This window comes from Pseudomonas sp. Tof1, from assembly GCF_055390395.1.
Genome location: NZ_AP024344.1, coordinates 5,564,407 through 5,581,174, shown reverse-complemented (window position 1 = coordinate 5,581,174; position 16,768 = coordinate 5,564,407). Strand labels below are relative to the sequence as shown.

Below are 16,768 nucleotides of genomic sequence, written 5' to 3'. Positions count from 1 at the left end.
TTAACTTGATAAAAGAACAAACATCATGCCTTCGATAACGGTTGAACCGTGCACCTTTGCCTTGTTCGGCGCCCTGGGCGACCTCGCGCTGCGCAAGCTGTTTCCTGCCTTGTACCACCTGGATGGCGCCGGCCTGCTGCATGAGGACACGCGCATTCTCGCCCTGGCCCGTGAGCCGGGCAGCGTCGACGAGCACCTGGCGACCATCGCCAGCGAGCTGCGCGAGTTCGTCGAGGCGAAGGAGATCGATGAGGCGGTTGTCGAGCGTTTCCTCGGCCGCCTGAGCTACCTGCATGTGGACTTCCTCAAGCCCGACGACTATGTGGCCCTGGCCGATACCGTCGGGCGCAACGAACAGCTGATCGCCTATTTCGCCACGCCGGCCGCGGTGTATGGCGCGATCTGCGAGAACCTGGCGAAGGTCGGCCTGGCCGACAACACCCGGGTGGTGCTGGAGAAGCCGATCGGCTCGGACCTGGAGTCGTCGCGCAAGGTCAACGACGCGGTTGCGCAGTTCTTCCCGGAGAACCGCACCTATCGCATCGACCACTACCTGGGCAAGGAGACGGTGCAGAACCTGATCGCCCTGCGTTTCGCCAACAGCCTGTTCGAGACCCAGTGGAACCAGAACTACATTTCCCACGTGGAAATCACCGTGGCCGAGAAGGTCGGGATCGAAGGCCGCTGGGGCTACTTCGACAAGGCCGGGCAACTGCGCGACATGATCCAGAACCACCTGCTGCAGCTGCTGTGCCTGATCGCCATGGACCCGCCGGCCGACCTGTCCGCCGACAGTATCCGCGACGAGAAGGTCAAGGTGCTCAAGGCCCTGGCGCCGATCAGCCCGGAAGGGCTGACCACCCAGGTGGTGCGTGGCCAGTACATCGCCGGGCACAGCGAAGGCCGCTCCGTGCCGGGCTACCTGGAAGAAGAGAATTCCAACACCCAGAGCGACACCGAAACCTTCGTCGCCCTGCGCGCCGACATCCGCAACTGGCGCTGGGCCGGCGTGCCGTTCTACCTGCGGACCGGCAAGCGCATGCCGCAGAAGCTGTCGCAGATCGTCATCCACTTCAAGGAACCGTCGCACTACATCTTCGCACCCGAGCAGCGCCTGCAGATCAGCAACAAGCTGATCATCCGCCTGCAGCCGGACGAAGGCATTTCCCTGCGGGTGATGACCAAGGACCAGGGCCTGGACAAGGGCATGCAACTGCGCAGCGGGCCGCTGCAACTGAATTTCTCCGACACCTATCACAGTGCGCGGATTCCGGATGCCTACGAACGTCTGCTGCTGGAAGTGATGCACGGCAACCAGAACCTGTTTGTCCGCAAGGACGAAATCGAGGCCGCGTGGAAGTGGTGCGACCAGTTGATCGCCGGCTGGAAAAAATCCGGCGATGCGCCCAAGCCCTACGCCGCCGGGTCCTGGGGACCGATGAGTTCCATTGCACTGATCACGCGGGATGGGAGGTCGTGGTATGGCGATATCTGAACTGAAACTGCCCAAGGGCGTGGTCGGGCACGAGTTCCGCACGCCGGTGCTGTTGGCCGAAGGCCAGGCCCTGGCCGTGGCGCAACAATTGCGTACGGCGATTGCCGCCCGTGGCGTGGCAACCCTGGTGGTTTCCGGCGGGCGCAGCCCGGTGGCGTTTTTCCAGCACCTGGCCAAACAGGATCTGGACTGGAGCAAGGTGGTGATCAGCCTGGCGGACGAGCGCTGGGTACCGGTCGAGCACGCCGACAGCAATGCCGGGCTGCTCAAGCGTTATCTGCTGCAGGGTGCGGCGGCCAAGGCGCGCTTCATCGGCCTGTACAACGCCGCGGCCAACCTCGACGAAGCGGCGCAGCAGGCCGACCAGTTCCTCGCCGAACTGCCGGACATCGACGTGCTGGTGCTCGGCATGGGCGATGACGGCCACACCGCGTCGCTGTTCCCGGACAGCCCGAACCTGCAGGCCGCCTTGCAGGTGGACGGCAGCCGGCGGGTCTGGCCGATGCTGGCACCGACCGTGCCGCATCAGCGGCTGAGCATGAGCCGGGCCTTGCTGGCTTCGGCGACCTTTACCGTATTGGCGATTTCCGGTCAGTCGAAACTGACCACCCTGAATGCCGCCCTGGCCGGCGATGACCTCGCCGCCATGCCGGTTCGTGCGTTTCTGCAACCCCCCCTAGAGATTTACTGGTGCCCATGAGCCAAGGATCAGCCGCTATGACAAAAAATGCCCCGACCGTCTCCATGGCAGACAAGGTCGCCCTGATCGATCAGTTGTGCACCCGTGCGCGGATCCTGCCGGTCATCACCATCAACCGCGTGGCGGACGTGCTGCCACTGGCCGATGCCCTGGCCGCTGGTGGCCTGACCGCCCTGGAAGTGACCCTGCGCTCGCAGTTCGGCCTCAAGGCCATCGAGATCCTGCGGGAGCAGCGCCCGGAACTGGTGACCGGTGCCGGTACCGTGCTCGATCGCCAGATGCTGGCGGCAGCCGAGGCGGCGGGTTCGCAGTTCATCGTCACGCCGGGCATTACCCGTGATCTGCTGGAGGCTGGCGTCGACAGCCCGATCCCGCTGTTGCCGGGCATCAGCAGCGCCTCGGGGATCATGGAGGGCTACGCCCTGGGCTATCGCCGCTTCAAGCTGTTCCCGGCGGAAGTCAGCGGTGGCGTGGCAGCGATCAAGGCCCTGGGCGGGCCGTTTGGCGAAGTGAAATTCTGCCCGACCGGCGGTGTCGGTCCGGGCAACATCAAGAGCTACATGGCGCTGAAAAACGTCATGTGCGTCGGCGGCAGCTGGATGCTCGATCCGGAGTGGATCAAGAACGGTGACTGGGGCCGCATCCAGGAATGCACGGCCCAGGCCCTGGCGCTGCTGGACTGATTCACCTCTTACCGAATTCGTTGTGTGTTCTACGGCTTTACGGTGCGCTTGGTCGGCGCACCGTTTTTTTTTGCCTTGGGAAAGTGGCGGGGCTGTTCGCGGATGAGTCCGGCTCCCAGTGGCCAACCCGGTGTCGGGTGTACGCCGGTGGGCGCTGGACTCATCCGCGAACGGGCTTCACACCGACCCCAGGTCAGCCACTCAGTTCGGCCAGCGCCCTGATCAACTGACCCATCTCCTGCGGCGAAGTGGTAAAGCCCGGAGTAATCCGGATACAGGGCCCGCAAGCCGACCCGCTGCGCATCACGGTGAACAGGTTGTATTCCTTGAGCAACCGCTCGACCATCACCTGCTGGTTCGCCTGGCGGGTGAAGCGCAGCGAGGTGATCGCGCCATACAGCCGCGGATCGTCCGGGGTCAGCACCTCGATGCCGGGCAGCTGGCGTGCCTCGCTCACCCACAGGTCGCGCAGGTAGGCCAGGCGCGCACCCTTGGCCGCGGCGCCGCCGATTTCCCGATGCTCGGCGAGCACCGTCGGCAGGGTCATCAGTGCCGGAATGTTCGCTGTGCTGTGGGGCGTGCGCGAGCGTACGTCGGTGATGGGGAAGTGCGTTTCGCCCATGTCCGGGTCGATGTCGCCCAGGCGCTCGGGGGCGATGTAGAGCACCCCCAGGCTCAGTGGCGCGCCGATCCATTTCTGCAGGTTGAAGCCGGCGAACGCCACACCCAGTTCCTGCAGGTCGAAGTCGAGCTGCCCCAGGGCATGGGCGCCGTCGAGAATCACATCGACCCCATGCTCGGTGGCCGCGTCGACGATGGCCTTGACCGGCATCACCAGCCCGGTGCGGTGGGTGACATGGGTCAGCGCCATCAGCTTCAGGCGCGGGTAGCGGGCGAACGCCTCGCGATAGCTCGCGAGCAGGCTGTCGTAGCTGGCCGGATGCGTGTGCCCGATACGGACCACCTGCACGCCACGATGGCGCTCCAGCCAGTTCAGCGCGCCCTTGACCGTCTCGTATTCCAGGTCGCTGTACAGCACCTGGTCGCCTGGCTGCAGGCGGTTGTAGTTACGGATCAGCACCTGCAGGGAATCGGTGGCGTTCTGGCTGAAGGTGATCGCCTGTTCGCTGACGCCCATGAGCTCGGCCAGCTCGGCGCGAATCGCCGCGCCCCCGGTCCTGTCGAAATGCTGGCGGACATGCACCGAGTTACTGCGGTTGATGAAGTCGATATTGCGCTGGTACTCCTCGACCACCCGGCGGGTCATGCGGCCGAAGTAGCCGTTCTCCAGGTTGATCGGGCCCGGCTCGACGTCGTAGCGCCGGGCCACTGCCTGCCAGAAGTGTTCGTCGCGGGCGTTGTCTTGATTCCTTGGCATGCGTGCACTTTCCTTCGGGGGCGGGTTTCAGTGACGGGGCTTGGGCTTGCCGTGTTTGGCGCGCAGCGGGTCGAGCAGGTCGCCGAGGCCGTTGTGGTCGATCTCGTGCATCAGCGCCAGCAGGCCCCCGAGTTCGCCGTGGGGAAAGCCTTCACGGGCGAACCAGTTCAGATAGGGGCCGGGCAGGTCGGCGAGGATGCGTCCCTTGTACTTGCCGAAGGGCATCTCGCGCGTGACCAGCAGTTCGAGTTTTTCAGGGTTCATGCGGGCTTGCCTCAGGTGTTCAAGCAACGGGAAAAATACCGGCATTCTGCATGCAGGCCAATTGACAGATCATGCAAATAGCAGTGATACAGATTTTTCGGATATTCGTAAGTTATTGAAAATAAAAGGTAAAAATCCAGCTTCAAGGCTGGCATGCGCTCTGCAATATACGACTCAACTACCACCACCAGAAGGAATTGAGTCATGACCGACGTGAACAAAGAAGCCATTTCGATCCTCAACCACCTGATCGAGGTCAGCAAGGATGGCCAGGAAGGCTTCAAGACCTGTGCCGAGGATATCAAGCACCCTGAACTGAAGGCGCTGTTCGTCAAACGCTCCAGCGAATGTGCCGCCGCGGCGGCAGAGTTGCAGGCTGAAGTGCGCAAGCTGGGCGGCGACCCGGAAACCACCACCAGCCTTTCCGGTGACCTGCACCGGCGCTGGGTCGATGTGAAGGCGCTGTTCACCGGCAAGGGTGAGGAAGCGGTGCTCAACGAGGCCGAGCGCGGTGAGGACCATGCCAAGAAGGCCTATCGCGAGGCGCTGGAGAAGCTGGTCAAGCACAACATGCTGGGGCTGCGTGATCTGGTCGATCGCCAGTACCAGGGCGTGTTGCGCAACCATGACCAGGTCAAGGCGCTGCGCAACATCGCTCGCGCGAGCTGAGTGTCTGCCTGAATGAAAAACGCCGGCTCAGCCGGCGTTTTTTCATGGGTTCCCGGTAACGTTGAAGCGCTGTCGGCCGACCCTGGTATTCGCGGGCTGCCCGCGAAGGGGCCGGTCAGACGCCGCCGATGGTGATCGGTGGCGGGCTGGTCAGGGTTACGGTCTGCTGTTTACGCGGCGCCAGGATCTCCGCCTCCCCGTCCACCACCAGCTCATCGCGCTGGTTGAACACACGGGTGGCGATACGCACGCGGAACTTCGGCAGCTTCTCGAGGATTTCCAGGCGTACGGTCAGGGTGTCGCCGATTTTCACCGGCTTCTGGAAGCTCATCTGCTGGCCCAGGTAGATGGTGCCCGGCCCGGGCAGTTCGCAGGCGACCGCCGCGCTGATCAGCGCGCCGCTGAACATGCCGTGGGCGATGCGCTCCTTGAACATGCTGGCGGCGGCGAACTCGGCGTCCAGATGCACCGGGTTGTGGTCGCCGGACATCGCGGCGAACAGCTGGATATCACGTTCTTCCACGGTCTTGCTGTAGCTGGCGGTCTGGCCGACTTCGAGTGCCTCGTAAGGCGTGTTGGTCACCTGGGTCATCTGATACCTGTCCTGTGAAGAGATTCTTAAAATCAAACCATTGATTTTAAACGTTGGAAATTATTCGGCATGCCCCGGCCGACGATGCGCCAGGGTCTGTTCCAGCCACTGCAGCACGTCGGCGGTCACTTCGTCGCGGTTGGTTTCATTGAACAGTTCATGCCGCGCCTGTGGGTAGACGCTCAATTGCAGGTTCTGGCTACCTGCATTGCGCAATGCATCGGCAAGATCCTTCAGGCGCCTGCCTTCGCTCACCGGGTCATGTTCGCCGCCGATCACCAGCAAGGGCAGGCCGGGATCGATCTGCGCCAGGTTGCTGGCCTTGCTGATCTGCTGCAGGCCACCCAGCATGTCGATCCACATCTGGTTGGTGCAACGGAAGCCACAGAGCGGGTCGGCGACGTACTTGTCGACCTCCTCCGGGTCGCGGCTGAGCCAGTCGAAGGCCGTGCGATTGGGCTTGAAGGCCTTGTTGAAGGAGCCGAACGACAGCCAGTCGATCAATGCGCTGCGGCCGGTCGGTCCCTGGCGCCAGCGTTCGAAACGGGCGATGGCGCGGGCGGCGCGATAGAGCGCCACGGGCTGGAAGTTCGAGCCGCTGAGGATCGCCCCCTGCAGGCTGGCGCTGTGGTGCAGCAGGTAGGCCTGGGCAATATAGCTGCCCATGCTGTGGCCGAGCAGGATGATCGGCTTGCCCGGATACTCTTCGCCGATGCGCTGGTTGAGGCTGGCCAGGTCACTGACCACGGTACTCCAGCCATCCCGGTCGGCGTAGTGTCCGAGCACGCCCTGTTCGGCGGTTTTGCCATGCCCGCGCTGGTCGGGGGCATACAGGCCATACCCGGCCTCGCACAGCGCTTGGGCCAGGCGTGCATAACGCCCGCTGTGCTCGGCCATGCCATGGGACAGCATCACCAGCGCCACGGGCTCGCCCTGGGGCAGCCAACGATTGACGTAGAGGCGGCTGTGGTCACTCACGCTCAGCCAGAAAGTGTCATGGATCATGGCGGTTCCTTTGCACGGGACGAAACGGGGCAGGTGATGGAATACACAGTCGCCCCATTGTATAGCGCATCCTCGGTCAGGAAGCAGACCAAGCTGCACATTGGCGGCAAGATTCATGATGTTAATGAGTGTGTCCGGCATATTTGCCTGATTCCCCATTGCTGCTACCGTCCGCTAAGCAGCGCTTTTTCGCTTTGGCGAAGCGACTCCGGATAGGCTCAGGCAAGAGGACAAGAACAATGCAACCTGATTTCTGGAATGACAAACGCCCGGCCGGCGTACCCCTGGACATCGACGTGGGGGCCTTCAGGTCGGTGGTCGAGGTTTTCGAGCGTTCCTGCAAGAAATTCGCCGATCGCCCGGCCTTCAGCAGCCTGGGCGTGACCCTCACCTACGCCGAGCTGGAGCGCTACAGCGCGGCCTTTGCCGGTTACCTGCAAGCCAACACCGACTTGCGTCCGGGCGACCGCATCGCGGTCCAGTTGCCCAACGTCCTGCATTACCCGATCGCCGTGTTCGGCGCCATGCGCGCCGGGCTGATCGTGGTCAATACCAATCCGCTGTACACCGTGCGCGAGATGCGCCACCAGTTCAAGGACTCCGGTGCCCGTGCACTGGTCTACCTGAACCTGTTCGGTGCGCGGGTCCAGGAAGTGCTGCCCGATACCGGCATCGAGTTCCTCATCGAGGCGAAGATGGGCGACCTGATGTCGCCGGCCAAGGGCTGGCTGACCAACCTGGTGGTCGACAAGGTCAAGAAGCTGGTGCCGCCCTACCAGTTGCCCCAGGCCATCTCGTTCAAGAGCGCCTTGCACATGGGCCGCGGCCAGAGCATCCGGCCGCTGCAGGTCGGCCTCGACGATATCGCGGTGTTGCAGTACACCGGCGGCACCACGGGCCTGGCCAAGGGCGCGATGCTCACCCACGGCAACCTGGTGGCGAACATGCAGCAGGCGCGGGCCTGCATGTCCCAGACGGGCACCGACGGCCATCCGCTGCTCAAGGAAGGCCAGGAGGTGATCATTGCGCCGCTGCCGCTGTACCACATCTATGCCTTCACCGCGAACTGCATGTGCATGATGGTCACCGGCAACCACAACGTGCTGATCGGCAATCCGCGGGACATCGGCGGCTTCGTCAAGGAGCTGAAGAAGTGGCGATTTTCCGCATTGCTGGGGCTCAACACACTGTTCGTCGCGCTGATGGAGCATCCGGAGTTCAAGAACCTGGATTTCTCCGCACTCAAGCTCACCAATTCCGGCGGCACCGCACTGGTCAAGGCCACTGCCGAGCGTTGGCAGAAGGCCACGGGCTGCCGCATCACCGAGGGCTACGGGCTCACCGAAACCTCACCGGTGGCCTGCACCAACCCCTATGGCGAGCTTGGCCGCCTGGGCACGGTCGGCCTGCCGCTGCCGGGCACGGCGCTGAAGGTCATCGATGACAACGGTGTCGAGCAACCGCTGGGGCAGCCTGGCGAGCTGTGCATCAAGGGCCGCAGGTGATGAAGGGTTACTGGCAGCAGCCACAGGCGACGGCCGAGGTGCTCGATGACGAGGGCTGGTTCAAGACCGGCGATATTGCGGTGATCGACCCGGATGGGTTTGTCCGCATCGTCGACCGCAAGAAGGACATGATCATTGTCTCCGGTTTCAACGTGTACCCCAATGAAATCGAGGACGTGGTGATGGCTCACCCGAAAGTCGCCAACTGCGCGGTGATCGGCGTACCGGACGAGCGTTCCGGCGAGGCGGTGAAGCTGTTCGTGGTGGCGCGGGAGGCCGGGGTCAGCGTCGAGGAGCTCAAGGCCTACTGCAAGGAGAACTTCACCGGCTACAAGGTACCCAAGCACATCGTGCTGCGTGATTCGTTGCCGATGACGCCGGTGGGCAAGATTCTGCGGCGGGAGTTGCGCGATATCGCCTAGCGGGAAACAGCGGCGGTCTTGCGGGCCCATTCGCGGGCAAGCCCTGCTCCTACAGTTCAGTGTCATCCATCAATGGAACGTACGACATTGAACTGTAGGAGCGTGGCTTGCCCGCGAAGCTTTTTTGCTCCTGAAAACCCCGCTCTAGAGCGGAAAATCAGAAGAATAGAATTTTTGCTCTAAAATGACTGATTGGTATTCTTGAGTCATGTTTATGACTGTAGGGGCCATGTTTGGCTCTAGTCGACCCTCGGCAAAGCTGCTACTCTCGGCGCGCTTTGTGACTTCTCGGCGTAGGTTAGGCTGTGTACGAAATTGCTTGAAACGCAGGTTAGGCAATGCAAAAAGCGGCGAGGAACGCCCGGGGTCGCGCCCGACTTGACTGGTTGTCAATGAGTATTCCGAGCCGGTTTTTAACGCAGCATAACCAAGTTTCAAACGATTTCGTACATAGCCTAAAGCCAGATCACTCAATAACAAACATAGACAAATAATAATCGCATCAAATGCGGTGCTGAATTCGCGTTGCTGAGGAGTGGGCTTCCATGATCGAAGACTTTTGGAAGGATAAGTACCCAGCGGGGATTGCTGCCGAAATCAATCCCGATGAGTACCCGAATGTTCAGACGGTATTGAAACAGTCTTGCCAACGATTCGCCAGCAAGCCGGCCTTTAGCAACCTCGGCAAGACGCTCACCTATGGCGAGCTGTACGAGCTGTCCGGGGCTTTTGCCGCCTACCTGCAACAGCACACGGACCTGCAGCCGGGCGACCGCATCGCCCTGCAGTTGCCGAACCTGCTGCAATACCCGATCGCCGTATTCGGTGCCATTCGCGCCGGCCTGATCGTGGTCAACACCAACCCGCTGTACACCGCGCGGGAAATGGAACACCAGTTCAACGACTCCGGCGCCAAGGCCCTGGTGTGCCTGGCAAACATGGCGCACCTGGCCGAGGCGGTGGTGCCCAAGACCGGCGTACGGCATGTGATCATTACCGAAGTGGCCGACATGCTGCCGCCGCTCAAGCGTCTGCTGATCAACAGCGTCGTCAAGTACGTGAAGAAGATGGTGCCGGCCTATCACCTGCCCAAGGCTGTCAGGTTCAACGACGTGCTGAGCAAGGGCCTGGGCCAGCCGGTCAAGGAAGCTAACCCGGCGAGCAGCGACGTGGCCGTGTTGCAGTACACCGGTGGTACCACCGGCGTGGCCAAGGGAGCGATGCTGACCCACCGCAACCTGGTCTCGAACATGCTGCAGTGCAGGGCGCTGATGGGTTCGGAGCTCAAGGAAGGCTGCGAGATCGTCATCACGCCGTTGCCGCTGTATCACATCTACGCCTTCACCTTTCACTGCATGGCGGTGATGCTGCTGGGCAACCACAACATCCTGATCACCAACCCGCGCGACCTGCCGGCGATGGTCAAGGAACTGTCGAAGTGGAAGTTCAGCGCCTTTGTCGGCCTCAACACCCTGTTCGTTTCGCTGTGCAACAACGAGGCGTTCCGCAAGCTGGACTTCTCCGCGCTCAAGGTCACCCTGTCCGGTGGCATGGCGTTGCAACTGGCGGCGTCCGAGCGTTGGAAGGCGGTGACCGGCTGCTCCATCTGCGAAGGCTACGGCATGACCGAGACCAGCCCGGTGGCCTCGGTGAACCCGAGCCAGAAGATCCAGCAGGGCACCATCGGCATCCCGATGCCGTCGACCCTGTGCAAGGTGGTCGACGACGCCGGCGTCGAGCTGCCGCTGGGTGAGGTCGGGGAGCTGTGCATCAAGGGCCCGCAGGTGATGAAGGGCTACTGGCAGCGCCAGGATGCCACCGACGAGATCCTCGACAGCGAAGGCTGGCTGAAGACCGGCGACATCGCGATCATCCAGCCGGATGGCTACATGCGGATCGTCGACCGCAAGAAGGACATGATCCTGGTGTCGGGCTTCAACGTCTATCCGAACGAGCTGGAAGACGTGCTGGCGACCCTGCCGGGCGTGCTGCAATGCGCGGCCATCGGCGTGCCGGACGAGAAATCGGGCGAAGTGATCAAGATCTTCATCGTCGCCAAGCCGGGCGTGACCCTGACCAAGGACCAGGTGATGGAGCACATGCGCGCCAATGTCACCGGCTACAAGGTGCCCAGGTTCGTCGAGTTCCGCGATGCCCTGCCGACCACCAACGTCGGCAAGATACTGCGCCGCGAACTGCGTGACGAGGAACTGAAGAAGCTCGGTCTGAAGAAGACCGCCTGAGGCCCAGGCCAAAAAAATACAAAGCCCCGCATTGCGGGGCTTTGTCGTTTGCAGCGGTTGGTTTACTGCTGGAACTGCGCAAAACTCACGCCGGTACCGTTCGGCCGCACGTCCTGGAGGAAGGCGTCCTTGTCCGCGCTCAGTTCCAGGCTCACGGTCGGCTTGCGCTTGCCGGCATTGCGCACCACCAGGCCTTCAAGCTTCTCGCGCAGGAACACTGTCGGTACCTTCAGGTGCAGCAACTGGTCGGTGCTGGGCGTGTGCAGCAGCAGATGCACCCATTCGTACTGGCCGATAGCCAGGCGCCCCAGCGGGATGTCGAACCACCAGATGTTCCGGTTGCGGCTCAGTTCGGTGAAGTGGCAATTGTTCGTGCCCAACACCGCACCGCCCAGTTCCTGGTTCCTGCGGGCAATAGCCTGCTTTTTATCGAGTTTCATCACTTTCCTACCGTTATCGATCTTCAGCGCCGGAGCCTGAATCTGCCGCCTATTCTCGGGGGTTGGCGGACAAACATAAAGGTAAACCTGACTGCTCTGATGAAAGAACCGACGAAAAAAAATGAAACTCCTGGCGAAATCCTCGGTCAACCTTGTGTAGCGACACTGATACCCCGCATTTCCCCATGGAGAAATATCATGAGCAGCACTGGCGATAAGATCAAAGGCACAGCGAACGAAGCGGTTGGTAACGTCAAGCAAGGCATCGGCAAGGCCACCGACAATGATCGGCTGCGGGCCGAAGGCAAGGCCCAGGAGTTGAAGGGCCAGGCCCAGAAGGCCAAGGGCAACGTCAAGGAAACGATCAAGAAGGGCATCGACCGGGCCTGAAGTCCTGACCGATGAGTGACCGAGCGGCCATCCCAGGATGGCCGTTCTGCTGTTCCGGCAGGCTGGTGTCAAATCCGGAAATTGTTTACCGCTTGCCAACTGCGCTACCGTGAGTGAAAAACCGCCCTTGAGTCGCCTGCTGACTGACTCCGTGATTGCGGCGAAAGGAGACGCTATGATTTTTCCGGACTTGCGTGGTCTGCCCCTGCATCGCGTGCTGATACGCACGGTCCAGGAGTTCGTCGACGACGAGATGTCGACCTATGCTTCGGCACTGGCCTATCAGATGCTGTTTTCGCTGTTCCCCTTCCTGCTGTTCCTGATCGCCCTGATCGGTTTCCTGCACCTGCCGGACTTCTTCAGCTGGTTGCGCATGCAATCGGAACTGGTGTTGCCGCCCCAGGCGCTGGACCAGGTCAACCCGGTGATCGACCAGTTGCAGCAATCCAAGGGGGGCCTGTTGTCGGTGGGTATCGTCATCGCCCTGTGGACCGCCTCGGCAGGTGTACGGTTGATGATGAGCGCGATGAATGCCGCCTACGACGTGAACGAAGGCCGGCCGATCTGGAAGCGCCTGCCGTTGTCGGTCTTCTATACCGTGGGCATCGCCGGCATGTTGCTGGCGGCCGCCGCGCTGATGGTCCTCGGGCCGCAGGTGATGAGCTGGCTGGCCGGGCAGATCGGCATGGAGGAGTTCGTCGTGACCCTCTGGACCGTCCTGCGCTGGCCGGTGATCGTGCTGCTGCTGATGTTCGCCGTGGCGTTGATGTACTACGTGATGCCGGACGTGAAGCAGAAGTTCGTGTTCATCACCCCCGGCTCGGTACTGGCGGTGGTGGTATGGATCATCGCCTCGCTGGGCTTCGGCTACTACGTGAAAACCTTTGCCGACTACAACGCGATGTATGGCAGTATCGGTGCGATCATCGTGTTGCTGCTGTACTTCTACATCTCGGCGGCAGTGTTGCTGTTGGGGGCGGAAATGAATGCGGTGATCGAGCACATGTCGGCCGAAGGCAAGAATCCCGGCGAGAAGGATTTTCATGAACAGGCCGATCGGACGACGGTGCTCGGCCACGTGCATGAGCACTCCCCCAAACCGACTACTGACGAAAGCCGATCATGATCCGTGAAATCCTGAAAATGGGCGATCCGCGCCTGTTGCGTGTAGCGCCGCCGGTTCCCCCGGAAATGTTCGACAGCGCCGAGCTGTGGCAACTGATCGACGACATGTTCCAGACCATGGAGCACGTCGGCGGAGTCGGCCTGGCCGCGCCGCAGATCGGGGTCGACCTGCAACTGGTGATCTTCGGTTTCGAGCACAGCGAGCGTTACCCGGACGCCGAGGCGGTGCCGCAGACGATCCTGATCAATCCGCTGATCACCCCGCTGGGGCCGGAAGTGGAAGAAGGCTGGGAAGGCTGCCTGTCGGTGCCGGGCCTGCGCGGCGCGGTGGACCGTTACCGGCGTATCCGCTACGAAGGCTTCACCCCCAAGGGCGAGCCGCTGGTGCGGGTCGCCGAGGGCTTTCATGCGCGGGTGGTGCAGCACGAGTGCGATCACCTGATCGGCCGCCTGTATCCGTCGCGGATCACCGACTTCAGCAAGTTCGGGTTTACCCAGGTGCTGTTCCCCGAGCTCGACCCGGCTGCCGACGATTGAGTGGCTGACCGGCCACTAGCGGGCCGCCACCTTGTCCGGTTTGACGAAGCGCAGGGTCAGGCGGTCCGATTCACCGATGGCCTGGTATCTGGCCTTGTCCTGTTCACCCAGGCGTAGGGTAGGAGGCAGGGTCCAGACACCGTCGGGATAATCCTTGGTGTCCCTGGGGTTGGCGTTGATCTCGCTTTGCCCATCCAGCACGAACCCGGCATCGCTCGCCAGTTTCACCACGTAGGCGGTGGGCAGGTAGCCGCTGCGCTTGATGCTTTCCAGATCCGCGCCATCCTTCGCGCGATGGTCCACCACCCCAGCACGCCACCCGGCTTGAGCACCTGGAAGAAGGCCGAGAACATCGCCGGCGCGTCATCGGCCATGACCCAGTTGTGCACGTTGCGGAAGGTCAGTACCCGGTCGGCCGAGTTCGGCTTGCCGAGCACCGGCGCCTGGGGATCGAACTCGACGAGGCTGGCCCGCACGTATTGGCTCGGATCCCTGGCGAACTTCTGCTTCAGGCTGTCGGCCGAGCGTCTGGCGTATTCGCTGCTCGACGGCGCCTGCACGGCGGCGATGTACTGGCCCTGGCCGCGCAGCAGCGGCGCGAGCACTTCGCTGTACCAGCCGCCGCCGGGGGTGATTTCGATCACCGTCTGGTTGGCCTGCAGACCAAAGAACTGCAAGGTCTGGCGGGGATGGCGATAGACATCGCGCACGCTGTTTTCCGGCGCACGCCAGCTGCCCGCCAGGACCTTGGCATATTGGGCATCGGTGATGGTCGTGTCGGTGCTTGCCGCCTGGCCGAGAGCGGGAGCGAGCAGGGCGGTGAGGGATAAGGCCACGAGGGTACGGTTCATGATCATCCTGTCAGGAACGGGTGGAAACCGAGGCTATCACGGGGTTACCGGCGGCTGATCACACATTTTCCGCAGTCGAGCTAACCGATGGTTCTATACCCAGGGCAATCAGCGGCTTGCTGCGCGAGTAGCGGGCCAGTCGGTCGGCGAGGGCCTGGGGCAGTTGGCGGGTGGGGCTGAAACCGAGTTTCCCGTAGAAGTCGCGCAGGTCCGGATGGCAGAACAGCCAGGTGCGGCCGGTGAGTGTGGCCAGGGCATGGGCGACCAGTTGCCCGGCGATGCCCTGGCCGCGCCGTTGTGGGTCGACGAACAGGCCGGTCAGCCAGAAACCGTCGGCGACTGCGGTCAGCGAAAGCCCGGCGATGATTCCACCGTCGCGGGCCACCCACAGTTGCCCTTCGCCGTTGGCGCGCATGGAGGAACCATGGGCCCGGTAGAACTTGTCGAGCAGGGGGCGCAGCGAGGGGGATAGTAGGGCGTAGTCGAGGTTTGGCATGGGGCTTGTCGGTTGAGGCGGAAAGCCGATTATAGGGGCAGGGGCGGACATGTCCCGGTCACTTCGGGTTCTAAGCTGATAACCAATCGATCTGCAAGATTTTGCCGGCTCGTCGCACATCAGCAGATGAAGCCGAAGTGTGTCCTTCGGCCTGTCCCATGCGAAGCCGATCGATGCCCAACTACCTCGACCCCGTTCACCGCGAAGAAATTCTCTCCCTGACGCGCTCCTTCACCGGCCGTAGCGAATGGCCGACCTGGTTGCTGCTGGCGCTTGTCTACGGCGGCTGGTTCGCCGTCGTACTCGGCAGTGCCCGGTTGGGCCTGTGGCCGAGCACTGCCTTGCTGATTGTCCTGGTTACGCTCTGGCTGTCGCTGCAGCATGAATTGCTGCACGGCCATCCGACCCGTCTGGACTGGTTGAACAAGCTGCTGGGCTACGCGCCGTTTGCCGTCTGGTATCCCTACACCCTCTACCGCGACAGCCACCTGCTCCACCATCGCGATGAAGACCTGACCCTGCCGGGTATCGACCCGGAGAGCCGTTACCTGCGCCAGCAGGACTGGCAACGCTGCTCGCTGTTCGAGCGGAGCCTGTTCCGGCTGAACAAGACGGTCCTTGGTCGGCTGCTGATCGGCGCCCCGCTGGCCCTGTTCGACCTGCTGCGCGAAGAGGGCCGGCGCTTGTGCCGGGGCGAGCGCAAGGCCTGGCTGATGTGGTCGACCCATGGCCTGCTGACGCTGCTGATGCTGGCCTTCGTCGTCCGCTACAGCATCATTGCGGCCTGGCAATACCTGCTGCTGATCAGCATCCCGGCATTGTCGCTGGCGATGGTGCGTTCCTACTATGAACATCGGCCCCATGCCGCTCCCGAGCAGCGCACGGTGATCAACGAGGCCGGCTGGCCCTGGAGCTGGCTGTTCCTGCACAACAACCTGCACCTGCTGCACCATGATCTGCCCGGGCTGCCCTGGTATTTCCTGCCGCGGGTCTACCGGGCCCGGCGCGAACAGTGGCTGGCGCGCAGCGGTGGCTTTCTGGTGAAAGGCTATGGCGAACTGCTGCGCCAGCATGGGCTGAAAGCCATCGACAGCCCGCAACATCCGTTCGCCTGAGGAGGCCCCATGACCGCTGGTTACGCCGAACTGCTGATGTACGTGGCTCCGGAGGCCGTGCAACAGGCCAACGAACAATGGCTCGGGCGCATTCTCGACAAGCTCGGGGCGAGTCGCCGCCCGGCTGGCGGTTTGGACCTCATGGCGCTGTGGCTGGCACCGGACCTGCTGCTGACCCAGACCTGCGGTTACCCGCTGATGACCCGGCTACGCGGCCAGGTGAGTGTCGTCGGGCGCCCGCATTACCGGTTGCCGGATGCGGCCGACGGTCAGCATTGCAGCCTCCTGCTGGCTCGTGCGGACAATCCGCGCTCGGCGTTGGCGGAGTTTTTCGGCAGCCGTGGGGTGATCAATGACGATGGCTCCAACAGCGGCATGAACCTGTTGCGCCATAGCCTGGCGGCGCTGCACAGGGATGGGCGCTTCTTCGCCAGTGTCGGGCGCAGCGGCGCCCACCGCGAAAGCCTGCGCTGGCTGCGGGAAGACCTGGCTGACCTGGCCGCGGTGGACAGCGTGACCTTCGCCTATCTGGCCCGCTTCGCCCCGCAGGAGGTCGCCGGCTTGCGGGTGGTGGCGCGCAGTGCGTTGAGTCCCTGCCTGCCGTACATCGGCGTGGCGGGGTTGGCAGAGGGGGAGGTGGCGCGGATTCGCGAAGCGATGAACCAGGCGTTGCGGGAACTGCCCGAGGTTGGCGAGGTGCTGGGGTTGCGCGAAGTGTTGCCGGCCTGCGAGGCGGACTACCAGGTGTTGCTCGACTATCGCGATGAAGCTGAGCGTTCGGGGTTTCGCCTGGACCTTCCCGAGCAGGGCTGTGTGAGCGTTCGCGGATGAACCGGAGCGCCTGCTTCCATCAGGGGG

Annotated in this window: 16 protein-coding genes and 2 pseudogenes; 11 read left to right on the top strand and 7 right to left on the bottom strand. The window is 62.7% G+C overall.

Annotated elements, in window-relative coordinates; all coding sequences use genetic code 11:
* The first annotated feature begins 25 nt into the window (after positions 1 to 25).
* From zwf to ACZ5KU_RS25070, 3 genes are read left to right on the top strand one after another with little or no spacing between them, the layout of a single operon-like run.
* Positions 26 to 1,495, top strand: coding sequence for a glucose-6-phosphate dehydrogenase (zwf, locus tag ACZ5KU_RS25080; protein ID WP_054057561.1), 1,470 nt, complete (start codon positions 26 to 28; stop codon positions 1,493 to 1,495).
* Positions 1,482 to 2,195: a 6-phosphogluconolactonase gene (gene pgl / locus ACZ5KU_RS25075; RefSeq protein WP_273820285.1), complete on the top strand. Its 714-nt coding sequence runs from the start codon at positions 1,482 to 1,484 to the stop codon at positions 2,193 to 2,195. The genes zwf and pgl overlap by 14 nt, the downstream gene beginning before the upstream one ends.
* Before the next feature lie 17 nt (positions 2,196 to 2,212).
* Positions 2,213 to 2,878 (top strand): bifunctional 4-hydroxy-2-oxoglutarate aldolase/2-dehydro-3-deoxy-phosphogluconate aldolase, encoded by a 666-nt coding sequence (locus ACZ5KU_RS25070; protein ID WP_054057559.1) that lies wholly within the window; start codon positions 2,213 to 2,215, stop codon positions 2,876 to 2,878.
* 193 nt (positions 2,879 to 3,071) lie between these two features.
* Here the strand turns inward: ACZ5KU_RS25070 and ACZ5KU_RS25065 are convergent, their stop codons facing one another.
* Together ACZ5KU_RS25065 and ACZ5KU_RS25060 are read right to left on the bottom strand one after the other, a co-directional pair.
* Entirely contained in the window at positions 3,072 to 4,256 is a 1,185-nt protein-coding gene (locus tag ACZ5KU_RS25065; RefSeq protein ID WP_464736422.1) for an aminotransferase class V-fold PLP-dependent enzyme, read from the bottom strand.
* 27 nt (positions 4,257 to 4,283) lie between these two features.
* Positions 4,284 to 4,520 (bottom strand): DUF3820 family protein, encoded by a 237-nt coding sequence (locus ACZ5KU_RS25060; protein ID WP_054057557.1) that lies wholly within the window; start codon positions 4,518 to 4,520, stop codon positions 4,284 to 4,286.
* 204 nt (positions 4,521 to 4,724) lie between these two features.
* Between ACZ5KU_RS25060 and ACZ5KU_RS25055 the strand changes: the two genes are divergently transcribed.
* On the top strand, positions 4,725 to 5,189 hold the full coding sequence (locus ACZ5KU_RS25055; protein ID WP_054057556.1) for a PA2169 family four-helix-bundle protein: 465 nt from the start codon (positions 4,725 to 4,727) through the stop codon (positions 5,187 to 5,189).
* 115 nt (positions 5,190 to 5,304) lie between these two features.
* On the opposite strand, the gene ACZ5KU_RS25050 is transcribed toward ACZ5KU_RS25055, so the two are convergent.
* Together ACZ5KU_RS25050 and ACZ5KU_RS25045 are read right to left on the bottom strand one after the other, a co-directional pair.
* On the bottom strand, positions 5,305 to 5,781 hold the full coding sequence (locus ACZ5KU_RS25050; RefSeq protein WP_017905299.1) for a MaoC family dehydratase: 477 nt from the start codon (positions 5,779 to 5,781) through the stop codon (positions 5,305 to 5,307).
* 60 nt (positions 5,782 to 5,841) lie between these two features.
* Positions 5,842 to 6,786, bottom strand: coding sequence for an alpha/beta hydrolase (locus ACZ5KU_RS25045; protein ID WP_054061616.1), 945 nt, complete (start codon positions 6,784 to 6,786; stop codon positions 5,842 to 5,844).
* A gap of 239 nt (positions 6,787 to 7,025) precedes the next feature.
* Between ACZ5KU_RS25045 and fadD2 the strand changes: the two are divergent.
* Positions 7,026 to 8,713, top strand: a pseudogene (gene fadD2 / locus ACZ5KU_RS25040) (long-chain-fatty-acid--CoA ligase FadD2).
* Positions 8,714 to 9,258: 545 nt separating this feature from the next.
* Entirely contained in the window at positions 9,259 to 10,956 is a 1,698-nt protein-coding gene (gene fadD1 / locus ACZ5KU_RS25035; protein ID WP_054057553.1) for a long-chain-fatty-acid--CoA ligase FadD1, read from the top strand.
* Between the two features lie 62 nt (positions 10,957 to 11,018).
* Here fadD1 and ACZ5KU_RS25030 read toward each other — a convergent pair whose 3' ends face one another.
* Positions 11,019 to 11,396, bottom strand: a complete 378-nt coding sequence (locus ACZ5KU_RS25030; protein ID WP_054057552.1) for a hypothetical protein — start codon at positions 11,394 to 11,396, stop codon at positions 11,019 to 11,021.
* A gap of 198 nt (positions 11,397 to 11,594) precedes the next feature.
* On the opposite strand from ACZ5KU_RS25030, the gene ACZ5KU_RS25025 reads away from it, so the two are divergent.
* The 3 genes from ACZ5KU_RS25025 (at position 11,595) to def (ending at position 13,448) form a co-directional block, all read left to right on the top strand.
* Positions 11,595 to 11,786, top strand: a complete 192-nt coding sequence (locus ACZ5KU_RS25025; protein ID WP_054057551.1) for a CsbD family protein — start codon at positions 11,595 to 11,597, stop codon at positions 11,784 to 11,786.
* Between the two features lie 175 nt (positions 11,787 to 11,961).
* On the top strand, positions 11,962 to 12,912 hold the full coding sequence (locus tag ACZ5KU_RS25020; RefSeq protein ID WP_054057550.1) for a YihY/virulence factor BrkB family protein: 951 nt from the start codon (positions 11,962 to 11,964) through the stop codon (positions 12,910 to 12,912).
* Positions 12,909 to 13,448, top strand: coding sequence for a peptide deformylase (def, locus tag ACZ5KU_RS25015; protein ID WP_054061614.1), 540 nt, complete (start codon positions 12,909 to 12,911; stop codon positions 13,446 to 13,448). The genes ACZ5KU_RS25020 and def overlap by 4 nt, the downstream gene beginning before the upstream one ends.
* Before the next feature lie 15 nt (positions 13,449 to 13,463).
* Here def and ACZ5KU_RS25010 read toward each other — a convergent pair.
* Positions 13,464 to 14,299 (bottom strand): annotated as a pseudogene (locus ACZ5KU_RS25010) (class I SAM-dependent methyltransferase).
* Between the two features lie 58 nt (positions 14,300 to 14,357).
* A complete protein-coding gene (locus tag ACZ5KU_RS25005) occupies positions 14,358 to 14,795 on the bottom strand; it encodes a GNAT family N-acetyltransferase (protein WP_054057547.1) in 438 nt (145 codons plus the stop codon).
* A 173-nt stretch (positions 14,796 to 14,968) separates the two neighbouring features.
* Here ACZ5KU_RS25005 and ACZ5KU_RS25000 point away from each other — a divergent pair, with 173 nt between their 5' ends.
* Both ACZ5KU_RS25000 and ACZ5KU_RS24995 read left to right on the top strand, forming a co-directional pair.
* Positions 14,969 to 15,910, top strand: a complete 942-nt coding sequence (locus tag ACZ5KU_RS25000) for a fatty acid desaturase (protein WP_054057546.1) — start codon at positions 14,969 to 14,971, stop codon at positions 15,908 to 15,910.
* Between the two features lie 9 nt (positions 15,911 to 15,919).
* A complete protein-coding gene (locus tag ACZ5KU_RS24995) occupies positions 15,920 to 16,741 on the top strand; it encodes a phosphate/phosphite/phosphonate ABC transporter substrate-binding protein (protein ID WP_054057545.1) in 822 nt (273 codons plus the stop codon).
* Positions 16,742 to 16,768: the final 27 nt, after the last annotated feature.